This is a genomic window from Dactylosporangium maewongense (assembly GCF_039531485.1).
Lineage (GTDB): Bacteria > Actinomycetota > Actinomycetes > Mycobacteriales > Micromonosporaceae > Dactylosporangium > Dactylosporangium maewongense.
The window spans coordinates 376,328-398,034 of the sequence record NZ_BAAAQD010000012.1 but is presented as its reverse complement, the minus strand read 5'-3'; the positions used below and the strand labels follow the sequence as shown (position 1 = coordinate 398,034).

16 protein-coding genes are annotated in these 21,707 nt (G+C 73.1%); 9 read left to right on the top strand and 7 right to left on the bottom strand.

The features are described from left to right. Nucleotides 1-95: 95 nt before the first annotated feature. The 4 genes from ABD332_RS30055 to ABD332_RS30040 all read left to right on the top strand — a co-directional run bounded on the left by ABD332_RS30055 (nucleotide 96) and on the right by ABD332_RS30040 (nucleotide 9,880). A complete protein-coding gene (locus tag ABD332_RS30055; protein ID WP_344505680.1) occupies nucleotides 96-2,762 on the top strand; it encodes an MGH1-like glycoside hydrolase domain-containing protein in 2,667 nt (888 codons plus the stop codon). Further along, the gene (locus tag ABD332_RS30050; protein WP_344505679.1) at nucleotides 2,759-4,717 is read left to right on the top strand and encodes an amylo-alpha-1,6-glucosidase; all 1,959 of its coding nucleotides are present in this window, start codon (nucleotides 2,759-2,761) and stop codon (nucleotides 4,715-4,717) included. The genes ABD332_RS30055 and ABD332_RS30050 overlap by 4 nt, the downstream gene beginning before the upstream one ends. Further along, nucleotides 4,714-5,643, top strand: coding sequence for a hypothetical protein (locus tag ABD332_RS30045; protein ID WP_344505678.1), 930 nt, complete (start codon nucleotides 4,714-4,716; stop codon nucleotides 5,641-5,643). Before ABD332_RS30050 ends, ABD332_RS30045 begins: the two co-directional genes overlap by 4 nt. A gap of 361 nt (nucleotides 5,644-6,004) precedes the next feature. Next, a complete protein-coding gene (locus tag ABD332_RS30040; RefSeq protein ID WP_344505677.1) occupies nucleotides 6,005-9,880 on the top strand; it encodes a ThuA domain-containing protein in 3,876 nt (1,291 codons plus the stop codon). A gap of 163 nt (nucleotides 9,881-10,043) precedes the next feature. On the opposite strand, the gene ABD332_RS30035 is transcribed toward ABD332_RS30040, so the two are convergent. After that, nucleotides 10,044-10,673, bottom strand: a complete 630-nt coding sequence (locus ABD332_RS30035) for a DUF998 domain-containing protein (protein ID WP_344505676.1) — start codon at nucleotides 10,671-10,673, stop codon at nucleotides 10,044-10,046. A 65-nt stretch (nucleotides 10,674-10,738) separates the two neighbouring features. On the opposite strand from ABD332_RS30035, the gene ABD332_RS30030 reads away from it, so the two are divergent. The 3 genes from ABD332_RS30030 to ABD332_RS30020 all read left to right on the top strand — a co-directional run bounded on the left by ABD332_RS30030 (nucleotide 10,739) and on the right by ABD332_RS30020 (nucleotide 12,961). After that, a complete protein-coding gene (locus ABD332_RS30030; protein ID WP_425552308.1) occupies nucleotides 10,739-11,710 on the top strand; it encodes a serine hydrolase domain-containing protein in 972 nt (323 codons plus the stop codon). A 24-nt stretch (nucleotides 11,711-11,734) separates the two neighbouring features. Further along, the gene (locus ABD332_RS30025; protein WP_344505674.1) at nucleotides 11,735-12,217 is read left to right on the top strand and encodes a hypothetical protein; all 483 of its coding nucleotides are present in this window, start codon (nucleotides 11,735-11,737) and stop codon (nucleotides 12,215-12,217) included. 69 nt (nucleotides 12,218-12,286) lie between these two features. Continuing rightward, nucleotides 12,287-12,961 (top strand): hypothetical protein, encoded by a 675-nt coding sequence (locus ABD332_RS30020; protein ID WP_344505673.1) that lies wholly within the window; start codon nucleotides 12,287-12,289, stop codon nucleotides 12,959-12,961. 6 nt (nucleotides 12,962-12,967) lie between these two features. Here ABD332_RS30020 and ABD332_RS30015 read toward each other — a convergent pair whose 3' ends face one another. The 4 genes from ABD332_RS30015 to ABD332_RS30000 form a co-directional block, all read right to left on the bottom strand. Continuing rightward, nucleotides 12,968-14,524 (bottom strand): TIGR03086 family metal-binding protein, encoded by a 1,557-nt coding sequence (locus ABD332_RS30015; RefSeq protein ID WP_344505672.1) that lies wholly within the window; start codon nucleotides 14,522-14,524, stop codon nucleotides 12,968-12,970. A 61-nt stretch (nucleotides 14,525-14,585) separates the two neighbouring features. Continuing rightward, on the bottom strand, nucleotides 14,586-15,035 hold the full coding sequence (locus ABD332_RS30010) for a DUF2004 domain-containing protein (protein WP_344505671.1): 450 nt from the start codon (nucleotides 15,033-15,035) through the stop codon (nucleotides 14,586-14,588). After that, complete coding sequence (locus tag ABD332_RS30005; RefSeq protein WP_344505670.1) at nucleotides 15,032-15,544, bottom strand: GNAT family N-acetyltransferase; 513 nt, start codon at nucleotides 15,542-15,544, stop codon at nucleotides 15,032-15,034. Before ABD332_RS30005 ends, ABD332_RS30010 begins: the two co-directional genes overlap by 4 nt. Nucleotides 15,545-15,588: 44 nt before the next feature. Then, complete coding sequence (locus ABD332_RS30000) at nucleotides 15,589-16,767, bottom strand: GNAT family N-acetyltransferase (protein ID WP_344505669.1); 1,179 nt, start codon at nucleotides 16,765-16,767, stop codon at nucleotides 15,589-15,591. Nucleotides 16,768-16,850: 83 nt separating this feature from the next. Here ABD332_RS30000 and ABD332_RS29995 point away from each other — a divergent pair, with 83 nt between their 5' ends. Both ABD332_RS29995 and ABD332_RS29990 read left to right on the top strand, forming a co-directional pair. After that, entirely contained in the window at nucleotides 16,851-17,198 is a 348-nt protein-coding gene (locus ABD332_RS29995; RefSeq protein ID WP_344505668.1) for a hypothetical protein, read from the top strand. Nucleotides 17,199-17,678: 480 nt separating this feature from the next. Further along, nucleotides 17,679-18,176, top strand: a complete 498-nt coding sequence (locus ABD332_RS29990) for a hypothetical protein (RefSeq protein WP_344505667.1) — start codon at nucleotides 17,679-17,681, stop codon at nucleotides 18,174-18,176. Here the strand turns inward: ABD332_RS29990 and ABD332_RS29985 are convergent. After that, nucleotides 18,166-18,837 (bottom strand): hypothetical protein, encoded by a 672-nt coding sequence (locus tag ABD332_RS29985; protein ID WP_344505666.1) that lies wholly within the window; start codon nucleotides 18,835-18,837, stop codon nucleotides 18,166-18,168. The two genes, ABD332_RS29990 and ABD332_RS29985, sit on opposite strands and share 11 nt — an antisense overlap. After that, a complete protein-coding gene (locus ABD332_RS29980; protein ID WP_344505665.1) occupies nucleotides 18,837-21,563 on the bottom strand; it encodes an AfsR/SARP family transcriptional regulator in 2,727 nt (908 codons plus the stop codon). Before ABD332_RS29980 ends, ABD332_RS29985 begins: the two co-directional genes overlap by 1 nt. Nucleotides 21,564-21,707 lie beyond the last annotated feature (144 nt).

The window sequence follows — 21,707 nt, the reverse complement described above, 5'->3', positions numbered from 1 at the left end:
GAAATCCCCCTGATTACCGCAAAACGGAGGAATGTGGATCCGGTCGCGCGCGGGAGGTGACGCCACCCCCGTGGTGCCGGTGGTGTCCTGGCAGCATGAGCAATCCGGAGCGGGAGCGGATGGCACCCCCCGATCAAACCCCCGATCACAACCCCGATCACACCCCCGGCCAGACCTCAGCCCGCGCCGGGCGGGCACCGGCCGCCCTGAAGGAGCACGCCAATCCTTGGTACCGGTGGGGACCGTACCTCAGCGAGCGGGCCTGGGGCACCGTCCGCGAGGACTACAGCGGCGACGGCACCGCATGGGAGGCGTTCCCGCACGACCACGCGCGGTCCAGGGCGTACAGGTGGAGCGAGGACGGCCTGGGCGGCATCTGCGACGTGGAGCAGCGCCTGTGCTTCGCCCTCGGACTGTGGAACGGGCGCGACCCGATCCTGAAGGAACGCATCTTCGGGCTCACGGGCAACGAGGGCAACCACGGCGAGGACGCCAAGGAGTACTGGTGGTACCTCGACGCGGTGCCGAGCCACTCGTGGCTGCGCTGGCGGTACCACTACCCGCAGCGGCAGTTCCCGTACGAGCAGCTGGTCAGCGAGAACCAGCGCCGGTCGCGGGAGGAGCCGGAGTTCGAGCTGCTCGACACGGGCATCTTCGACGAGAACCGGTTCTGGATCGTCGAGGCCGACTACGCCAAGGCCGACCCCGACGACATGCGGATCCGCGTGCGGATCACCAACCCGGGGCCGGAGACGGAGACGCTGCACGTGCTGCCGACCGTCTGGTTCCGCAACACGTGGTCGTGGGAGGAGGGCGGCGAGAAGCCGCGGCTGGCCACGGCGGGCGGCGACACGATCGGCATGGGGTCGATGGTGCTCCAGGCAGCACCCGGTCCTGACGGGTCGATGCCGCGGCAGCTGTACTGCGACAACGACACCAACACGGAGCGGCTCTACGGCGTGCCGTCCGGCGCGGCGTTCCCCAAGGACGGCATCAACGACCACGTCGTGCACGGCGCCGCCACCGTCAACCCCGCGCACGAGGGCACGAAGGCCGCGTTCTGGTATCAGGTGACGGTCGCGCCGGGCGAGACGGTCGAGCTGTCGCTGCGGCTCGCGCCGAACGCCGCCCCGGACGCGTTCGGGCCGGCGTTCGACCAGGTCCTCCACCAGCGCAAGCAGGAGGCCGACACCTTCTACGCCGAGCTCGCCCCCGCCGGCACCAGCGACGAAGACGCGATGATCATGCGGCAGGGCTTCGCGGGGATGATCTGGGGCAAGCAGTTCTACAACTACGACGTGGCGAAGTGGCTCAGCGGCGACCCAGGGCAGCCGCCGCCACCCCCGGGCCGGCAGCACGGCCGCAACGCCGGCTGGCGGCACCTGGACGCGTCCGACATCATGTCGATGCCCGACCCGTGGGAGTACCCGTGGTTCGCCGCGTGGGACTCGGCGTTCCACGCGGTGGCGCTCGCGCACCTCGACCCGGAGTTCGCCAAGTACCAGCTGCTGCTGCTGTGCAGGGAGTGGTTCCAGCACCCCAACGGCGCGATCCCCGCGTACGAGTGGGCGTTCGAGGACCTCAACCCGCCGGTGCAGGCGTGGGCGGCCCTGCAGGTGTACAACATCGACGGCCGGCGCGACCTGGAGTTCCTGACCCGCGTCTTCTCGAAGCTGGTGCTGAACTTCACCTGGTGGGTCAACCGCGAGGACGAGGAGGGGCGGAACCTGTTCGAGGGCGGGTTCCTGGGGCTGGACAACATCGGCCCGATCGACCGTTCGCATCTGCCGCCGGGGTACCGGCTGGAGCAGTCCGACGCGACGGCGTGGATGGCGTTCTACTGCCTGAACCTGCTGGAGATGGCCCGCGAGCTGGCCGCGCAGAACCCGGCGTTCGACGACCTCGTCGTGAAGTTCCTCGAACACTTCGCGCTGATCTCCGAGGCGATGCACGACAACGACCTGTGGGACGAGCAGGACGGCTTCTACTACGACATGCTGCGCCGCCCCGACGGCAGCAGTGAGCCGCTGCGGGTCCGGTCGATGGTCGGCGTCATCCCGCTGTTCGCCACGAAGGCGCTGCCGAAGGAGGACTTCGCCCGCGTCCGCCGGCTGTCCAAGAGCTTCGCCGCGATGCCCGAGCACCAGGTGGTGCCGGGGACCGACGGCATGGTCGGCGTCGGGGTCGCGGCGCACGGCCGGACCCGGCGCATCCTGCCGCACCTGTTCGACGAGCAGAGCTTCCTGTCGCCGTACGGGCTGCGGGCGCTGTCCAAGTGGCACGCCGACCATCCGTTCAGCGTCGAGCTGCCCGGCTGGACCGCGACCGTCGGCTACGAGCCCGCCGAGTCGAGCACCGGCATGTTCGGCGGCAACTCCAACTGGCGCGGGCCGCTGTGGATGCCGCTCAACTACCTCGTCCTGCGCACCCTGGAGGACTACCACGCCAACCTCGGCGACGCCGTGAAGATGGAATACCCGACCGGGTCGGGGCGGCAGTGCACGGCCGGTGAGATCGCCGAGGACCTCCGTCAGCGGATGCTGGCGCTGTACCGGCGGGGCCCCGACGGCCGCAGACCGGCGTTCGGCTGGATCGACCAGTTCCAGCACGACCCGCACTGGCGCGACAACCTGCTGTTCTACGAGTACTTCCACGCCGACAACGGCGCCGGGCTCGGCGCCACCCACCAGACCGGCTGGACCGGCCTGCTGGCGGAGATGATCGCGCGCCCGACGGCGCACCAGGCGGAGGTCCGCTCATGATCAGGTTCGGCCGCCAGGTGTGCGGCGATCTCGACGCGGCGGCCAGCCGCGAGTGGCTGGTCACCGACGGCCTCGGCGGCTACGCGATGGGCACCGTCGCCGGCCTGCGCACCCGCCGCTACCACGGCCTGCTCGTGGTAGCGGCGCCCGGCGCCGCCTCCCGGAGCCTCGGCCTCGCCGCGCTCGACCCGGTCGTGCGGGCCGGCGAGCGGGTCTTCCGGCTCGCCACCGACGAGTGGGCCGGCGGCGCCGTCGACCCCGCCGGCCACACGCACCTCGCCGAGTTCCGGCTCGTCGACGGCGTGCCGTGCTGGCGCTGGGACCTCGGCGACGTGGTCCTGGAGCGGGAGATCGCGATGGCGCACGGCCGGTCCGCGGTCGGTGTCGTGTTCCGCGTCCTGCGCGCCCCGCGCCCGGTCGAGCTCGAGCTCACCCCGCTGTGCACCTGGCGGGACGCGCACGGCGAGCGCCACGCGTGGGGCGACCCGCAGGTCACGCCGGTCGCCGGCGGCTTCGAGTTCGAGGGCGTGTACCGGGTCGCCGGCCCGTCATGGCGCCCCGGCGGCGAGTGGTACCGCGGCGTCCACGCCCGCGAGGAGGCCGCCCGCGGGCTGAACCCGGACGAGGACCTGTGGGCCGCCGGCCGCTTCACCGCCACGCTCGCACCCGGCGAGACCGCGTCCGTGACCGCCTTCGCGACCGGGGAGCCGGCCGCCGACGCGGTGCCGACCACCTTCGCCGGTGGGATGCCGGCCGCGTTCGTCGACGGCGAGACACCGTCGGCGATGGAGATCGTCGCCTCTGCCCGGCGCCGTGCCGTCGCGCTGGGCGGGGGCGACGCCGTCGGGCGGCAGCTGGCGATCGCCGCCGACCAGTTCGTCATCGAGACGCCGACGGGCCCGTCGGCCGTCGCCGGCTACCCGTGGTTCGGCGAGTGGTCCCGCGACCTGATGACGTCGTTCGAGGGGCTGTTCCTCACCACCGGCCGCCACGAGCAGGCGCGCCGCGTCCTGCTCCGCGCCGGCGCGACCGTGTCCGACGGCATGCTCGCCAACACCGCCGACACCGGCACCCTCGAATACAACACCGCCGACGCGGCCCTGTGGTTCCTGCGTGCCATCGACAGGTACGCCGAGGTCACCGGCGACCTGGACACCGTGGCCGCCCTCGCCGGCGCCATGGACGAGGTGCTGGACCTGCACCGCCGCGGCACCCGGTTCGGCATCGCCGCCGATCCCGCCGACGGCCTGCTCATGCAGGGCAAGCCGGGGTTCGCGCTCACCTGGATGGACGCCCGCGTCGACGGCGTCCCCGTCACCGAGCGCCAGGGCAAGGCGGTCGAGATCAACGCCCTGTGGGTGAACGGCCTGGCGAGCACCGCCGCCCTCTTCGACCGGATCGGCCGCGGGCACGACTGGTCCGCGGCGGCGTCGCGGGCCGCCGCGTCGTTCGAGCACCGCTTCACCCGCCCCGACGGGCTCGGCCTGTACGACGTGGTCGACGGTCCGGCCGGCAACGACCCATCCATCCGGCCCAACCAGCTCCTCGCGGTGGGGCTGCCGCACGTACCGGCGGCGGATCCGGACATCGTGGAGCTGTGCCGGGCGACGCTGCTGACGTCGATCGGCCCGCGGTCGCTCGCCCCGGGCTCCCCGGGCTACCACGGCCGGCACCGCGGCGGCCCGCCGGACCGCGACCGCGCCTACCACCAGGGCACCGTCTGGCCGTGGCTGATCGGCCCGTTCGTCGACGCCGCCCGCCGTGCCGGCGCCGACACCACCGGCGTCCTGGACGGCCTGGAGCTGCACCTCAGTGAGTGGGGCCTGGGCTCGGTGTCGGAGACCGCCGACGGCGACGCGCCGCACGCCGCCACCGGCTGCCCGTTCCAGGCCTGGTCGGTCGCCGAGTTCCTACGCGCCCGCGCCCTGGAAGGCGGTACCTGGGTGGGCCGGTGACGATCCTCAGTCGCATCGTCGCGGCGGTCGCGGTCCTCGGGCTCGCGACCGCCGCCGGTTGCGCTGGTGGGCGGGGGCAGGAGCTGGTCTCGTCGGACGCGGATCAGTACTCCAGCCCGGTCTGGGTGGGCGAGACGGTCTACTACCTCGCGCAGCGCCAGGACGGCTCCGACACCCCGCCGCGGTTGATGCGGGTCCGCGACGGCGGCCGTCCGGAACAGGTGACGGTCGAGCACCCGGACTGCCCGGACCCGCGCGGGCTGAAGTCCCGGTTGCGGAAGGTCCTGGCCGTCAGCGGTCACGAGCTCGGGCTGGTTATGTCCTGCCGGGGTACTGGCGCCGACGCCTCCGCGGCGGTCGTGCGATGGGACGCCGACACCGGGCGGTCGACCGTCGTCGGCAAGGTCGGGCACTCCGGTGGCGTCGCCTGGTCGGGCGGCGAGGGCACGGTGTACTACCCGACGTCCTCCTGCCCGCAGAACCTTCCGGCGGGGGCGCTGCCGTCGACGTGTCTGGGCGAGCCCGACGCGATGCTCGGCGACGTGGCCGCCGACGGCTCGCTGGTCTACCTGACCACCCGGTGCGGCACCGACGCGCCGGGGCCGGAGTCCGTCTTTCCCGTCTACTCCGTGTGCCGGCGGGTCGGGCGCGGGCCGGCGCGGACGGTGGCCCGGGCCGTACAGGCGCCCTCGGCGTTGACCGTGCACGGTGACCGGATCGTGCTCGCCGGAGAGGCCAACGGCAAGGCGGGCGTGTGGCTGGTGAAGGACGGCCGGTTCGAGCGGATCGCCCGGGGGCGCTTCCTGGGCGTGGCGTTCAACGCCGACGGGACCCGGCTCGCGGTCGCCGACGAGGACAAGGGATGGTTCTCGATGACCTGGTCATTGCGGGTCATCCCGGCGCCACCGGCGCAGGCCGCCGACTGAATAAACGGTGGTCTATGCAGAACCGTTGCCAGGGGGTGGCGAGTCTGCTTAACTGATCGGCACCTCGGTGAGAGAGCGCTCTCTGGGGCGCCCGCCGGGGTGGAAGGAGTAACCCCCGCCCCCAACAGGTCCGATCGCCACCGCCAATGGCGACGGACATCACCGCGGCACCGTGCGACCTTCGGCGAGGCGCATGGTGTGCGGCCCCTGCGCGTGGCATCGACGCCCGTGTGACACCCCCATCCACCCGCCGGAGCGGGCGGCACTTCACCGTGCCCGCAAACCGGAAGCCCTATCAGGGATCGGACGTGATCGGCGCACGTCGTTCGCTGCTTTCTTCGTAGGAGAGGTGCAACCGATCATGTTCCGCAGAGTGCTGCTCTGCGTCGCCCTCGTGCTCGCCGCGGCAGGCTTCAACATCGCCCCGGCATTCGCGGCCGACTTCTCGGTGCTGATCTTCAGCAAGACCGCGGGGTTCCGGCACGACGCGATCCCCGCCGGGATCACCGCGATCCAGCAACTGGGCACGCAGAACAACTTCACGGTCGAGGCGACCGAGGACGCGACGCAGTTCAACGACACGAACCTGGCCCGCTTCAAGGCGGTCATCTGGCTGTCGACCACCGGCGACGTGCTCGACGCCAACCAGCAGGCCGCGTTCGAGCGGTACGTCCGCGCCGGCGGCGGTTACGTCGGCGTGCACGCGGCGGCCGACACCGAGTACGACTGGGCCTGGTACGGCAACCTTGTCGGCGCCTACTTCTCCAGCCACCCGGCGATCCAGCCGGTGACGGTGCGCATCGAGGACACCGCGCACCCGTCCAACGTCGGCATCCCGGCGAACTGGAACCGCACCGACGAGCTGTACAACTACCGCACCAACCCGCGCTCGCAGGTGCACGTCCTGGCCAACCTCAACGAGGCCACGTACACCGGCGGCACGATGAACGGCGACCACCCGATCTCGTGGTGCCGCGCCTATGACGGCGGCCGCTCCTGGTACACCGGCCTCGGCCACACCCAGGAGAGCTACACCGAGGCGAACTTCCGCACCCACCTGCTCGGCGGCATCAAGTACGCCGCGCAGAACATCGGCAACTGCTCGGTGCAGTCCGCCGTCGGCACGTTCAGCCAGGTGAACCTGGCCAAGGGCGTGGCGGAGACCGGCGAGCCGATGGGCCTCACCGTCCTGCCGAACCGGGGCGTGCTGCACACCGCGCGCGACGGCGTCATCCGGTACACCGACGTCAACGGCAACACGAAGGTCGCCCTGACGCTGCAGGTCTACACCCACGACGAGGAGGGTCTGCAGAGCATCAAGGCGGACCCGAACTTCGCCACCAACAAGTGGGTGTACGTCTACTACGCGCCACCGCTCAGCACCCCGGCCGGCGACGCCCCGTCCACCGGCACGGCGGCGCAGTTCGCGCCGTTCAACGGCTCCAACAAGCTGGCCCGGTTCACCGTGCGGGACGACTACACGATCGACCCGAACTCGCAGGTGACGATCCTCGACGTGCCGACCAGCCGTGGGCTGTGCTGCCACGTCGGCGGTGACATCGACTTCGACGCCGCGGGCAACCTGTACCTGTCCACCGGCGACGACAGCAACCCGTTCGACTCCGGCGGCTACGCGCCGCTGGACGAGCGGGCCGACCGCAACCCCGCCTACGACGCGCAGCGTACCTCGGGCAACAGCAACGACCTGCGCGGCAAGGTGCTGCGGATCAAGCCGGGCGCCACGGGCGGGTACACCATCCCGGCCGGCAACATGTTCGCCCCGGGCACGCCGAACACCAAGCCCGAGGTGTACGCCATGGGCTTCCGCAACCCGTTCCGGATGAGCGTCGACAAGGCCACCGGGGTCGTCTACCTCGGCGACTACGGCCCCGACGCCGGATCCGCCGACCCGAACCGCGGACCGGCGGGAACGGTCTCGTTCGAGCGGATCACCCAGCCGGGCTTCTTCGGCTGGCCGTACTGCTCCAACTACAACACCCCGTACCAGGAGTACACGTTCCCCACTGGGCCGTCGTCCGGGCCGTACAACTGCGCCGGCGGGCCGACGAACAACTCGCGGAACAACACCGGCATCACCACCCTGCCGGCGTCGCAGGCCGCCTGGCTGCCGTACGGCGGACAGGGCCCGTGGCGGCCCGAGCTGGGCGGCGGCGGCCCCATGGCCGGCCCGGTCTACAACTTCAACCCGAACCTGGTCTCCGACGTGAAGTTCCCGGCCCAGTACAACGGCCAGGTCTTCCTCGGTGAGTTCACCAGCCGCTGGATCAAGGCGGCCGCCATCAACACCAACGGCACGGCCGGCGCGATCACCCAGATCCCGTGGACCGGCACCGCCATCATGGACATGGAGTTCGGGCCGGACGGCGCCCTGTACGTGCTCGACTACGGCACCACCTGGTTCGGCGGCGACGCCAACTCGGCGCTCTACCGCATCGAGTACAACAGCGGCGGCAACCGGGCACCGATCGCCCAGGCCGCGGCGACCCCGTCCTCCGGGGCGGCGCCGCTGACCGTGCAGTTCAGCTCGGCCGGCAGCAACGACCCGGACGGCGACGCGATCACGTACGCCTGGGACTTCACCACCAACGGCAGCACCGACTCCACCGCGGCCAACCCGACGTTCACGTACCCCACGAACGGCGAGTACACCGCGACGCTGACGGTGCGGGACACCGGCGGCAGGACCGCGACGGCCAGTGTCGTCGTCGGGGTCGGCAGGCCGACGATCCAGCTCATCACCCCGGCCGACGGCTCGCTGTTCCAGTTCGGCGACCTGGTGCCGTTCGAGGTGAGGGTCACCGATCCCAACGCCGGCACCATCGACTGCAACCGGGTCGTGGTCAACTACGTTCTGGGCCACGACAGTCACGGTCACCCGATCACCAGCAAGAACGGCTGCACCGGGTCGATCCAGACCACAGTGGACGGTGAGCACGACCCCAGCTCGAACATCTTCGGGGTCATGGCCGCCGTGTACACGCCGGTCAGCGGCACCGCGGTCCAGGACCAGCACCAGCTGCAGCCACGGACCCGGCAGGCCGAGCACTACAACACGATGAACGGCGTCCAGCTCGCCGCCAAGGCCAGCGCGCACGGCGGCAACGCCGTCGGCTACATCGAGAACGGCGACTGGATCTCCTTCAACACCTACAACCTGGCCGGCGCCAACACCTTCAAGGCGCGGGTCGCCTCGGCCGGCACCGGCGGCACCATCACCGTGCGGACCGGCTCGCCGACCGGCCCGGTGGCCGGCACCGTGCAGGTCGCCCCGACCGGCGGCTGGGAGACCTGGGTCGACGTCACCGGGACGATCAGCCCACCGTCCGGCACATCTGCGCTGTACCTGGTGTTCACCGGCGGCGCGGGGTCGTTGTTCGACATCGACGACTTCACGTTCACCTCTGGCACGACCCAGCCGCCGTCGTCGAACCTGGCGCTGAACAAGCCGGTGACGGCGTCCAGCGTGGAGAACGCCGGCACCCCGGCGTCGGCGGCCGTCGACGGCTCGCTGACGACGCGGTGGGCGAGCGCCTTCTCCGACCCGCAGTGGATCCGGGTCGACCTCGGCCAGTCGTACTCCATCAACCGGGTGAAGCTCACCTGGGAGGCGGCATACGGCTCGGCGTACCAGATCCAGACGTCCGCCGACGGCACGACCTGGACCACCATCAAGACGGTGACCGGCGAGAACGGTGGCGTCGACGACAACACCGGCCTCACCGGCACGGGCCGCTACGTGCGCATCAACGGCACCGCGCGCGGCACGGCCTACGGCTACTCGCTGTTCGAGTTCGAGGTGTACGGCGGGACGGTCACCCAGCCGCCCGCCACCAACCTCGCGCTGAACAAGCCGGCGACGGCGTCCAGCGTCGAGAACGCCGGGACCCCGGCATCGGCGGCCGTCGACGGCTCGCTGACCACCCGCTGGTCGAGTGCCTTCGCGGACCCGCAGTGGATTCGGGTCGACCTCGGCCAGTCGTACGCGATCGGCCGGGTGAAGCTCACCTGGGAGGCCGCGTACGGCTCCGCGTACCAGATCCAGACCTCGGCCGACGGGACGAACTGGACGACGGTCCGCTCCGTGACCGGCGGCGACGGTGGCGTCGACGACAACACCGGCCTCGCCGCCACGGGCCGCTACGTGCGCATCAACGGCACCACCCGCGCCACGGCGTGGGGCTACTCGCTGCTGGAGTTCGAGGTGTACGCCAGCTAGCGGTCTGAACGGCACAACCGGGCGCGGGGATCGTCGGCGGTCCCCGCGCCCGCTATGCAGATCCGGGTCGGCGCAGCGTCAACGACTGGAACCGGCGCCCCCGCCATACCCGACGACGTTCAGCCGCCGGCCGCGCCAGACGGAACGAGATGGGTAGCGGGTCTCACTCCCGTTGGCGGGTGGTGCGCCCCGCCCACCAGGCCAGGAGCAGCACGGTTGCGACCTCGGCGAGGCCGAGCGCGCGCTCCACGCCGCCGAGGGGGATCGCCCGCCACCAGCGCACCCCGGTCCACGACTCGGACACCAGCGCCCAGAGGATGGGCGAGAAGCACAGCAGCGACACCACCCCGCCGAGCGCGACAAGGCGCGCCGCGGTGTCGCGGAGCCAGGGCGCCGCCGCGAGGAGCGCGCCGGCCGGCAGGCTGAGGAACGCGACCAGGCTCGCCGCGCGGTGCACGTCACCGCTCAGCGACGGCCCCGACGCCCAGTTGTGCTTCTCGAACCAGACCACGCCGACCAGCCCCACCACCCACAGCAGCAGCGCCACCGTGGCGCCCCGGCGCACCAGCCCGGCCCGCCGCAGCGCCACCACGACCGCGACCGATCCGGCCGCGAGCAGCAGCGTCGCCACGTCGAACACCCAGCCGTTGGACAGCAGCGCGTACTGGCTGATCGTGCGGCTCGTCCAGTCCAGCCCCGCCGACGGCGGCAGCACGTGCAGCAGCCCGTACAACACGACCGACGCCGCGACGCACAGCACACCCAGCCCTGAGAACGCCCCGACCGATTTCATCCCCTCCAGCCTGCCACGGGCCGCGGGGTCGAAATGTGGGGCCTGGGGGTGCTAAGCCTGTGCGCATGGTGACGCTGGACGAGGCGCTTGAGGGCGGGCAGCTGGACGGGTTGCACGGGGTCGTGGCGGTGCGTGGCGGTGAGACGGTCCTGGAGTACTACGGGCGAGGGGCGGACCGGAGCTGGAACCGGTCGCTCGGGGTGGTCGAGTTCGGGCCGGACACGCTGCACGACCTGCGGTCGGTGACGAAGAGCGTGACGGCGCTGCTGTACGGGATCGCGCTCGGGGAGGGGTGCGTGCCCGAGCCTGACGCGCCGCTGCTGCGGCAGTTCCCGGAGTACGGGGATCTCGGCGCCGACCCGGAGCGGGCGCGGCTCACGGTGGGCCACGCGCTGACGATGACGCTCGGGCTCGAGTGGCGGGAGGACATCCCGTACGACAGTCCGGCCAACGCCGAGATCGCGATGGAGCTGGCGCCGGACCGGTACCGGTACGTGCTGGAGCGGCCGATCCAGGAGCCGCCCGGCACCAGGTGGGCGTACTGCGGCGGCGCGAGCGCCCTGCTCGGCCGGCTGATCGCCGACGGGACCGGCCGGCCGCTGCCGGAGTACGCGCGGGCCAGGCTGTTCGAGCCGCTGGGCATCGAGCGGTTCGAGTGGATCGAAGGCCTGGACGGGGTCGCGTCGGCGGCGTCGGGGCTGCGGCTCGCGCCGCGCGACCTGGCCAGGATCGGCGAGGTCGTCCTGCACCAGGGAACGCATGACGGCAAGCAGGTCGTGCCCGGGGCGTGGATCCGCGCGATGCTGGAGCCGCGCTGCACGACCGACTGGGGCGCCGGGTACGGCTACCAGTGGTACCTCGAGTCCGTCGCCGGCCGCTCGGTGGCGCAGGCCGCGGGCAACGGCGGTCAGCGCCTCGCGGTGGTGCCGGAGCTGGACCTCGTCGTGGCGGTCACCGCCGGCAACTACGACCACCCCGAGCAGTGGCGGACCCCGTTCAATCTGCTGGACCAGGTCCTCCTGCCCGCGCCGGCGTGACGCCCGGACGCTATCGTTCAGGTTGTGTCGGAGCGTGAGGTGCGCGGGTTCGCCGTCGCCATGGACCGGTTGGCGGCCGAGGGCGGCACGGGCGCCTCGCTCGCAGAGGTCGTCGTTTCCATCGGGGTCCCGGTGTACGAGCAGCGCACCATCTGGCTGCAGGAAACCATGTTCCTCGACTGGCGGCCGGTCCTCGACGCGCTGAGCCTGCCGACCCTCGCGCAGCTCTGGGGGACGTCCAACGTCGGCGGTCCGACGTGGCCGGTGGTGACGGAGCTGCCGCCGGCGGCGCTCACCACCGAGCTCGAGGCGAGCGGGTGGCGGGAGCGGCTGGAGGAGCTGCCCGACGACGCGTTCACCGACCCGGACGGCGACCCGCTGGAGGACGCCTACGACGTCCGCGAGGAGCTCGCCGACTCCCTGGAGCTGCTCGCCGCGTGGTGCCTGCGGACGACCGAGACGGCGCCGACGGCTTCTCTCGTCCTGGTGATGCACGGCGACCAGTAACGGTCGATGCAACCATCGACGGCCACCACCTCGTCATTGGATGCACGGGGCACGGCCGAGGAGGTTCGCATGCGCAAGGTTGTCATCGCGGTGAGCGGCGTCGTCGCGACCTGCCTGATGGTCGTGGGGGCGGCCGCGTGCGCGGCGAAGACCGGCGGGGAGCAGGCCGGCGGGCCCGTGACGCCGTCGCCGGTGCCGATCACCGTCAATCCCAGCGCGCTGCCCGTCGGCGACACCGTGCCGACCGGGGTCGTGATCAAGGGCAAGGAGATGGTGTTGTACTTCTGGGGCGCGCCGGAGCGCCCGTACCTGGACCAGGCGTGGCGTGACACCGGTACGGGCGAGGTCCGCGTCGACACCATCTGCGCCGGCGGCACCGGGTACATGGCCGAGTGGGGTCCGGTCGAGCCGGGGCGGGTGTTCGGGCTCATGCAGTGCGTCACGCCCGACGGCACGCTCGTCGAGCTCGGCGCCGTGTGGGCCGAGGCCACCCGCGTCACCAGCCAGGCCGAGGGCAAGACGGTCGAGGCGAAGTACGCGAAGTGGAGCAGGAACCCGGCGGTCACCATCTTCTGGGTGCAGCGGCACGGCAAGCCCATCCCGCAGAACGTCCCGGCCGGCGAGGGGCGCACCACGCCGCTGCCCGACGACCGGTATCCGCTCATCACCGCGTACGACGGCAAGGGCGCCACGATCGTCGCCGTGCGCCTGCGCCCGCCGGCCACCGAGCAGAAGGGCGGCTGACCCGCGTCAGGGGCGGCGCCCGAGGTAGGCGGCGAGCCGGTCCGCGGCGGTCGCGCCCGCGGGCGGAGGCTGTTCCGGGCCGAACGACCCGCCGGGGGTACGGGGCAGGTCGCCGTACATCGCCCGTACCGCCGGCAGCACCGCCTCGGCGACGTCCGGCACGAGGTCCGTCGGCCGGCCGAGCGCCCGGGCCAGGTCCCAGCCGTGCACGAGCATCTCGATGACGACCTGCTCGACCAGGCGCCAGCCGGGCGCCGGCCCGAACCGCTCCCGCAGCATCCCCGGCCGCCGGAACGCGGCGAGGGTGCCGCCGGCGGCGGACCGGAACGCCGCGGCGTGGTCGCCGCCGAGATGGTCGGCGTCGAAGTCCCCGCGCGGCGCGCCGGTGGCGAGGCCGGTCCACAGCAGGTTCTCGTAGACGAGATGGTTCAGCAGCGTCTGTACGTCCCAGCCGGCGCACGGCGTGCCGTCGCGGAACCGGTCGGCGGGCACCTCGGCGACGATCGCGCCCACCGCCGCCAGGACCTGTTCGCAGGCGGCGAGCATCGCCTCCGGGTCGCCGTCCTCCTCCAGGACCGCGGCGATGGCGGCGGTACGGGCGCCGGGTGCCGGGTTCGCCCGTAGTGCGGTCGTCAACCACCGGCCGGGCGCGGCGATGCTGGGCCGGACCGGCCAGCCGTTGATGACGCAGAGCAGCTGCCAGTACCGTTCGACCCCGGCGTCCGCGGCGACCTCCAGCTGCTCCAGCAGCCCCGCCCGCGCCGCCTCGCCGTCACCGTTGACTTCCAGGCCGGTCCGGGCCTGCGTCGGGATCCACGCCTCGACGATGCCGGCGACGACCGGGTCCGCCGCGGGTGAGTCGGGCATGACGCCGGCGTCCATCGCCGCCGTGACCCGCTCCACCCACAGGTCCGTGAGCCGCTCGATCGCCGCCAGGTCCTCCTTGTCGTGCTCGCCGGGCGCGTGCTCGGCGGCGTACGCGGCCATCCGCGCGAGCGCCACCCGTAGTGCGGGTGCCCGTACCAGCCCGGCGAGCTCGAGCCACGCGTCGAGCTGCTCGTCGGTCGGCTGTTCGGGCAGGTCGGGCGTCGCCGCGAGCAGCCCCTCCCGATACGTCGGCACGTCCAGCCCGCCGACGGCCTCCTGCACGAACCCGTGCACGACCGCGGTGCGCTCCGCGGCGGACAGCCGCGCCAGCCGGCTGAGCTCGGCGAGCTCCTCGGCGGTCGCGGCCCGCCGCGCGACGGACCGCAGCACCGCCTGCTGCAACCGCAGCGACCGCACCTGCACCTCGATCGCGTCGGCGTGCACGGCGGCCGCCTCGGCGATGCTCCGCTCCCGGTCGACGACCTCCCGGATCGCCGCCATCCCGAGCCCCAGCTCCCGCAGCGTCCGCGCCAGCTCCAGCCGCGCGAGCGCCTGTGCGTCGAACCGCCGGTACCCGCCCGTGCTCCGCCCCGTCGCCGGCACCACCCCGATGTCCGACCAGTGCCGGACCACCTTCACCGGCAGCCCGGTCCGCCTCGCCAGCTCCCCGATGCTCCACAGCCCGTCGCCATCCACTCCCACACCTTCGACTCTCCCACCATGGGAGAGTCAACCGGGGTTTCGCCCCGGTGGTCGGTCAGCTCTCCACCGCGACGTCGTCGACCGTGCGGCCGGGGCCGAAGCGGACGGCGACGAGGTGGTCGGTGAGGTCCTCGCCGAGGGTGTAGTCGAAGACCGCGCCGGTCACGGGGTCGCCGGGGTACAGGCCGACGCGGACCAGGTGCAGCGCCGCCGGGAACACGTCGGGGGTGGTGTGCGGCAGCGCGTCGGCGCCGTCGAAGTCGAGGTAGTCGCCGAGGACGGCGTCGACGTCGTCCTCGATGGCGGCGCGGGCGTGGGCGTCGAAGGTGGCGAGGTCCGTGATGAACGGGGCGACCTCGTCCAGCGCCGGGGCGGCGATCGTGGCGCCGTCGAACGTCAGGTCCACACGGACCGTGCCAGTCGTCGTCTCCCACTGACACGAACGGCCGGCCGGGTCGAACTCGACCGTGCCGAAGACCGGGTGCGTGACGGTGTGCGGGGTCATGACGCGAAACCGTACCGGCGGACCGGCCCGAACGGCGTGTCGCGGATGCCTTCGAAGACGCCGCCGGCGCGCTCCAGGGTTTTCGCCGAGGCCTCGTTGTCGACGGCGCACACGGTGAAGAGCCCGGTCAGACCGAGGCCGCGGGCGTCGGCGAGGGTACGGGCGAGCGCCCACGTGGCGAGGCCGCGCCGCCGGGCGGTGGGGCGGATGCCGTACCCGATGTGGCCGGCCCACCGCACGTAGTCGTCGTCACCGTGGCGCAGCGCGATCGCCCCGAGCACGCGGCCGTCCTCGACGATCCAGCGGTGCCGGCAGCGGTGGCGGCCCGTACCGTCCGGCACCGAGCGGGTGGCGAGGCGGGCGACCCACGTGGCGAAGCCGGCGGGAGAGTGCACGTCGTCGGTGGGTGCGAGACCGAACCCGTCCTCGTGCGTGCCGGGGCCCCACTCCGCGTGCGCCTCGAGCCAGGCGCTGTGCAGGCCGGCATCGGGCGCGATGAGTTCGGGCATCCGCCGACCGTACCCTTCGCGGCCGCTTGCCGGCCCGGGTCTCGTCACGGCAGGTAGAACGTGAGCAGGTCCGCTGTCACCGGTGGGAACAGTGACCGCATCAGGTCGGCGTTCGGGCCGGGGTAGACGTCGGCGTGCCAGGCGGCGAGGCCCTCGATGCCGTGGGGGCCGAAGAGCAGTGGGCCGACGAGGTCCGGCGCCACGCCCGCGCCGCCGTGCGAGGCGGGGCCCTGCATCGGGCCGCCCGCGACGACCTCGGTCACCGCGCCGCCGGCCCGCCGCAGCCGGACGTGCCGGCTGAAGAACGACACGACGACGTCGTCCTCGCCGTCGTGGTGGCGCAGGCGCGCCGACAGTACGGGCCTGAGGTGGTCGAGCAGCGCCGCGACGTCGGGGATGCGCAGGTAGTAGTCGTTCGCCTCGGGTGAGGGCGGCGCGAGGTACGGGTGGAGAAGGCCGCCGCGGTCCTTCGCCGAGAACGGTTCGCCGCCCGCGAGCGTGGCGGCGTGGGCGAGCAGCGCGGCGACCGCGTCCGGTTCGGTGGCGCCGACCTCGCCCAGCACCACGCCTTCGTCCGGCGGCGTGACCCGGCCCGTGCCGATCATCCGCCCGGCCCGCTCCACGACGACCTGGCTGCTGCCCGCCCGTGCGACGAGCGCCCGCCAGCACAGCGGCGAGTGCGGCATGCTCACGTCGTACGCACGCTGCACCGCGTCCTGCAGCCGCGCCATCGCCGCGATGTCGTCCGGCCCCGCGACCCGCACCGCACACCCGGCGGGCATCGCCGGCACGGTGTGGACCGGCCTGCTGTGCGGGATCGGGATGCTGTACTGGTAGCCGAACTGCCGGTAGAAGTACGGGATCCCGATCATCACCTGCAGCAGGTGCCCGCGGGCGGCGGACCGCTCGTGCGCCCAGCCCATCAGCGCCCGGACGAGCCCGCGCCCCTCGTACTCGCGATCGGTCGCGACCAGCTCCACCTGCCCCGCCGGGATCGCCACCCCGCCGAGGACGACGGTCTCGTCCAGCAGCGTCGCCGTCGACACGACCCGGTCCCCGTCGACGACCACCCCGCACGCGTCGAACCCACCGTCGGCGTCCTCGACCACCAGCCGGTGGTCCTGCCGGTCGGCGGGCTCACCACGGTCGGCGAGCAGCACCCCGATCTGTTCGAGATCCGCGGGCCGCGCCGCCCGCACCACCAGTCCACCGGCCAGCTCCACGCCGCCCACCGTACCGCGCCCGTGGTACGGGTATTGGACACCACAATCGGGGTTTCGCACGGTAGCGACATGTTGCGATCTATGTGGCGGTAAGCCAGGAACGCCGCGACCAGAAGGACGAACGCCGGCCAGAGCGCCTGGGTCTGGAGCGGGTAGAGGAACAGCGCCAGGTCCAGCCCGCCGAAGGCGAGGGCGCCGTAGCCGAGAAGGTGGCGTGGCGAGAAGCGGTTTCCAGCGGCGGCGACGATGAGGCCGCCGACGGCCTGGCTGGACAGGATCAGACCGTAGGCTTCGGCATCGCCGTGCAGGATGTCGCGGACGAACGGGCCATGAGTGTGCCCATGATCGCCTCGCCCAATCCGATGATCAGCACGAAAGGAGGAGGAGGCGCAGCACTGGGTGGTGTGTGGCGATTCGCGCGCCGTGGGTGAGCTCGCGGATCGCATGGTGTGCGGGTGGGGCACCATGGCTGCCTCGGCGGTGATGAAGAACTGGTAGACCAGGCTGTGGGCGACGCCGGCGTTGCGCTGCCACCGCGGGTCGTACCTGGCGAGCTGATGCAGGTGGTGGGAGGCCAACGCCTGGCTGACGCCCAGCTGCCGGGTCCACCTGCGCCGCGGTTGTCGGGCCCTGCCGACCGACCAGCTCGTGCAGCAAACGCAGGTTGAAGCGGGCACCCTTGAGTCGTTCGTCGAGGGTGCGGCTCTCGGCGACTAGTTGACGGACCCGCTGCTTAAGGGTGGTTGTCTCGGTGGTGATCCGCTGGGTGGCTTCCTCGGTCCCTTGACCGATCCGGCCATCGGCTGACGCAACGGCGTTGTCGCTCCTGTACTGGAGGACTCGTCAGGGTTGGCAGCACCTGGCGGAGACAACCCCAGCTGCAGCACTGGATGCCCGCTACCGTGGCTCGCGTGACGGGATTCGACTGGGCGGCGCTGTCGGCGGGCCGCAACGCACGGATCGACGCGGTGCCCGACATGGTCCGGCACGCGTTGAAGGTCCTCGAGGACCTTCTCGAGGAGGCCGACCACGCGTGCACGTTCACGCTTGACGACGCGCCGCTCGTGGCCGGCGGTGTCCCGGCGAGCGTGCAGGCGCTGCTGCCGCAGGACTGTACGGTCGCCGGGCTGGCGCCGGTCGACTGGTCCACAGTGGTCGGTGCGGCGCTGCCGGGGTTCTTCGTGCCGACGCGGCAGCCGGACGCCTGGGCCGGGACGGCGGCACCGCGGGCGGTCGCCGACGGGCTGGCCGCGTGGGTGACGGCGCTGCTGGCGCGGTTGTGGCCGGGCAGCGCCGAGGCGTGGGAGCTCACGGTCGAGTGTCGCGGCTGGTACGAGGCGGCCTACGTCGACCTGGTCGTCCTCGCGGGCGGCCGGGTCTGGCTGCTGCACCTCGGGGTCAGCGACTGACGTCGAGCCGGAACCACGACCGCAGAAGGGCGTGCTCGGTGTGGCGGTCGACGAGCGAGCGCCAGACCCGCCACGCAGGGCCGCCGGTGGCCTCCTTCAGCGGCGCCGACGGGGTGTCGTCGGCCCACCAGAGCTCGACCGGGACCGCCGCGCGCACCTCGTCGGCGAACTCGTCGTGCAGCCGCGGGTCGTCGTACATCAGCAGCAGCCCCAACGTGAGGAACGGCCGCGACACGGGCTCGTCGCGCCAGCGGCCCGGGGTGTGGATGCGGCACCAGGCGAGGAAGCGCGCGGCCTGCGCGGTCGCCTCGGGGCCGAGGTCCAGCGCCGACTCGACCAGCGAGCTGAGGTGGGCGGCCTCACCGGTGCGGGTGAGTATCGTGCAGGCGAACAGCCGCGCGACGTGGGCGCGCCAGCCGGCGGAGCCGGGCACCGGGTGGCGGTCGGCGATGGGGGTGGAGGCGCACAGCGAGAGCACCTCGCCCGGCTCCCACTCCAGTTCGTCGGGCAGGCGCCGGGCGACCAGCAGCTCCTCGATCGCGCGCCGGTGCCCGTCGACCCGCATGCCGTAGTCGAGGGCGGCGATCTCGCGGATGATGGACGCGTTCAGGCGGGTCCGCACCCAGTCCCGCAGCGCCAGCTCCGACGGTTGCAGGTCCATCAGGTCACCAGGCCGGTCAGCACCTCACGCATGTAGAGCAGCGCGGTGCGGTCGTCGACGCGCGCCGCGGCGTCGACCGTGAGCGCCGGCGCCATCGGCACGAGGGTACGGGCGGCCATCGCGCCGAAGTCGTTCGCCGAGGCGAGGTACCCGTACATGCGGGAGGCCTCCGCGAGCAGCCCGAGGGCCGCGGTCATGTTGACGAACTCGATGCACACGACGCTCGCGGCGACGACGTTCGCGGTGTCGAGGAGCTCGTCCACATAGGACAGCAGGAGTCGCAGCGCCCGCTGCCGCTCCCCGCGCCGGAACGCCGACCGGGCCTCGGCGGTGGCGTTCGCCGACAGCGTGCCGGCCGGGACGTCGACGCGTGCGGCCTCGTCGAAGTAGCGGGACGAGTCGTCGGAGCGGCCCTGGAACGCGGCGGAGTAGGCCAGGGTCTGCAGCGCCCAGTGCAGGAGGGTCGGCGGGCCGGCGGCGCGGTGCCGGTCCGTGAGCGCGCCGACGGCGGCGTCCACCTCCGCGAAGCGGCCGATGCCGAGCAGCGGCCCCGCCGACGTCATGCTCAGGAACGCGGCCAGGTACGGCTCGTCCTGCCGGTGCAGCGCGCCGACCGCGTCCGGCAGGCACTCCCGCAGCCCCGGGCCGTCGCCGGTGGCGTACGCGGACGCCCAGCGGCACAGCGGCAGGTCCGGTGCGGCGTACCGGTCCGCGAGGCGCCGGTAGGCCTCCGGGTCGGCCTGCTGCGTGTGCCGTTCGGCGGCCCAGAGCAGCCAGAACGCGCGCAGGTCACCGTCGTGCGCCGTGGTGAGGTCCAGGATGTGCTCGGCCCAGTCGCCGAGCTCCTGCCGGCCGCGCAGCGGCAGCTCCGTGACGAGCGGGCGGACCAGCGCGTCGGCGAGGGCGACGTCCGCGGTCGTGCGGGCCCGGACGACCGCGGAGCGCAGGTCCGGCCAGAGCTCGGCGAGCCGGGCGACGCCCAGCGCCTCGTCCGGGCCGGTGAGCAGGCGGTGGACGGCACCGACCGCGCCCACGCACCACTGGGCGTGCCGCGCGGCGACCAGGTCGGTGTGCCCGCGCTCGCGCAGCCGCTCGGCCGCGAACTGCCGCATGGTCTCCAGCAGCCGGAAGCGCCTGCCGTCCGGGCCGAACGCGACCGTGAGCATCGACCGGCCGACGAGGTCCGCGAGCACGTCGTCCACGTCGGCAACGTCGGCGACGTCGGTCACGGCGACCGCGGCCGGCAGGTCGAACCCACCGGCGAAGACCGACAGCTGCTGGAACAGGACCTGCTCGGCGGGGGTGAGCAGGTCGAACGACCACTGGACGGCGGCGCGCAGGGTGCGGTGGCGCGGGGTGCCGGTGCGGCGGGCGCCGGTGGCGCGCAGATGGTCGTCGAGGCGGGCGACGAGATCCGGCGGGCGGTGGCTGACCGTGCGGGCGGCGGCCAGCTCGATGGCGAGGGGGATGCCGTCGAGCCGGTGGCACAGCTCCGCGACGGCGGCCGGGTGGGCCTGCGGGTCGTAGGTGCGGTCGGCGGCCGTGGCCCGGGCGTGGAACAGCGACACGGCGGCGTGCGGTGCGAGGGGGCCGACGGCGAGGACCCGCTCACCGGACAGGCCGAGCCGCTCCCGCGACGTGGCGAGGACCCGCGCGGCGGGGCAGCCGGCGGCGACGGCCTGGGCGAGGGCGGCGGCGCCGTCGAGGACGTGTTCGCAGTTGTCGAGGACCAGCAGCGCGGGACCGGTGCGCAGGGCCGTGACGATCGACTGGGTGAGGGTCTGCCCCGGGCGGTGCGGGAGGTTCATCGTGTCGGCGGCGGCCTGCGGTACATCCGACGGCGAAACGATCCCGGCCAGCTCGACGAACCAGTGGTCGCCCCCGGAGGCGCCCGCCGCCGCCAGGGCGAGCTGGGTCTTGCCGATCCCGCCGGGCCCCACCAGCGTCACGACCGGCGCCGCGGCGATGGCGTCGAGGGTCGCCGCCAGGTCCTGGTCGCGCCCGAACAGCGCGGTCGAGGACGCGGCGCCGCGGAGCCGCTCGTCGTGGGCGAGGATCTGCGCCTCGGCGGCGCGCAGTTCGGGGCCGGGCTCGACGCCGAGCTCGGTGACGAGGTGATGGCGGGCGCGCCGGTACGCGGCGAGCGCGTCCGCCTGGCGCCCCGCCCGGAACAGCGCCGTCATCAGCACCGCCCACGCGCGCTCCCGCAGCGGGTGCTGCTCGACGAACTCGGTGAGCGCGGGCACGACACCACGCGGGTCCGCCGCCGCGCGGCGCTCCAGGTCGGCCTCGACGGCCGCCGCCCACTGCTCGGTCAGCCCGGCGACCGCGCCGGCGAGGCCGGGCGCGTCCAGCCCGGCGAGCGGCGAACCACCCCAGTGGGTGAGCGCGGCGCCGGGGTCGCCGTCGCCGACGTGCCGCCGGAAGCGGGCGACGTCGATGGCGTCGGGCGGCACGTCCAGCCGGTACGCGTCGCCGACCCGCGTGATCGCCGGCCCGCCGAGCCCCTTGCGCAGCTGCGCGACGTGCCACTGCAGGGTCTTGTGCGCGGTGCGGGGCGGGTCGTCGCCCCACACGAGGTCCACCAGGCGCGACTGGGGCAGCGGCGTGCCGGGGGAGAGGGCGAGCGCGGCCAGGAGCGTCTGGGTCTTCGCGGAGCCGATGTCGACAGGCTCGCCGTCGTCGGTGGTGACGCGCACCCCACCGAGCAGACCGATCCGCACCACAGCGCTGCTCCCACGGGCCGACGACGTGCGGCGAGCTTGCCACGCGCCGCGAACCGGCGGCAACCCCGTTCCCCAACCGGACGCACACCCGCTCCACACCGGCGGCCGCGAGCATGGGCGCACCGACGAGACAGGAGCGAACGA

Coding starts and splice junctions, on each gene's coding strand:
- ABD332_RS30055 (WP_344505680.1), top strand. CDS start 96: ATGAGCAATCCGGAGCGGGAGCGGATGGCACCCCCCGATCAAACCCCC.
- ABD332_RS30050 (WP_344505679.1), top strand. CDS start 2,759: ATGATCAGGTTCGGCCGCCAGGTGTGCGGCGATCTCGACGCGGCGGCC.
- ABD332_RS30040 (WP_344505677.1), top strand. CDS start 6,005: ATGTTCCGCAGAGTGCTGCTCTGCGTCGCCCTCGTGCTCGCCGCGGCA.
- ABD332_RS30035 (WP_344505676.1), bottom strand. CDS start 10,673: ATGAAATCGGTCGGGGCGTTCTCAGGGCTGGGTGTGCTGTGCGTCGCG.
- ABD332_RS30030 (WP_425552308.1), top strand. CDS start 10,739: ATGGTGACGCTGGACGAGGCGCTTGAGGGCGGGCAGCTGGACGGGTTG.
- ABD332_RS30020 (WP_344505673.1), top strand. CDS start 12,287: ATGCGCAAGGTTGTCATCGCGGTGAGCGGCGTCGTCGCGACCTGCCTG.
- ABD332_RS30010 (WP_344505671.1), bottom strand. CDS start 15,035: ATGACCCCGCACACCGTCACGCACCCGGTCTTCGGCACGGTCGAGTTC.
- ABD332_RS30005 (WP_344505670.1), bottom strand. CDS start 15,544: ATGCCCGAACTCATCGCGCCCGATGCCGGCCTGCACAGCGCCTGGCTC.
- ABD332_RS29985 (WP_344505666.1), bottom strand. CDS start 18,837: ATGGACCTGCAACCGTCGGAGCTGGCGCTGCGGGACTGGGTGCGGACC.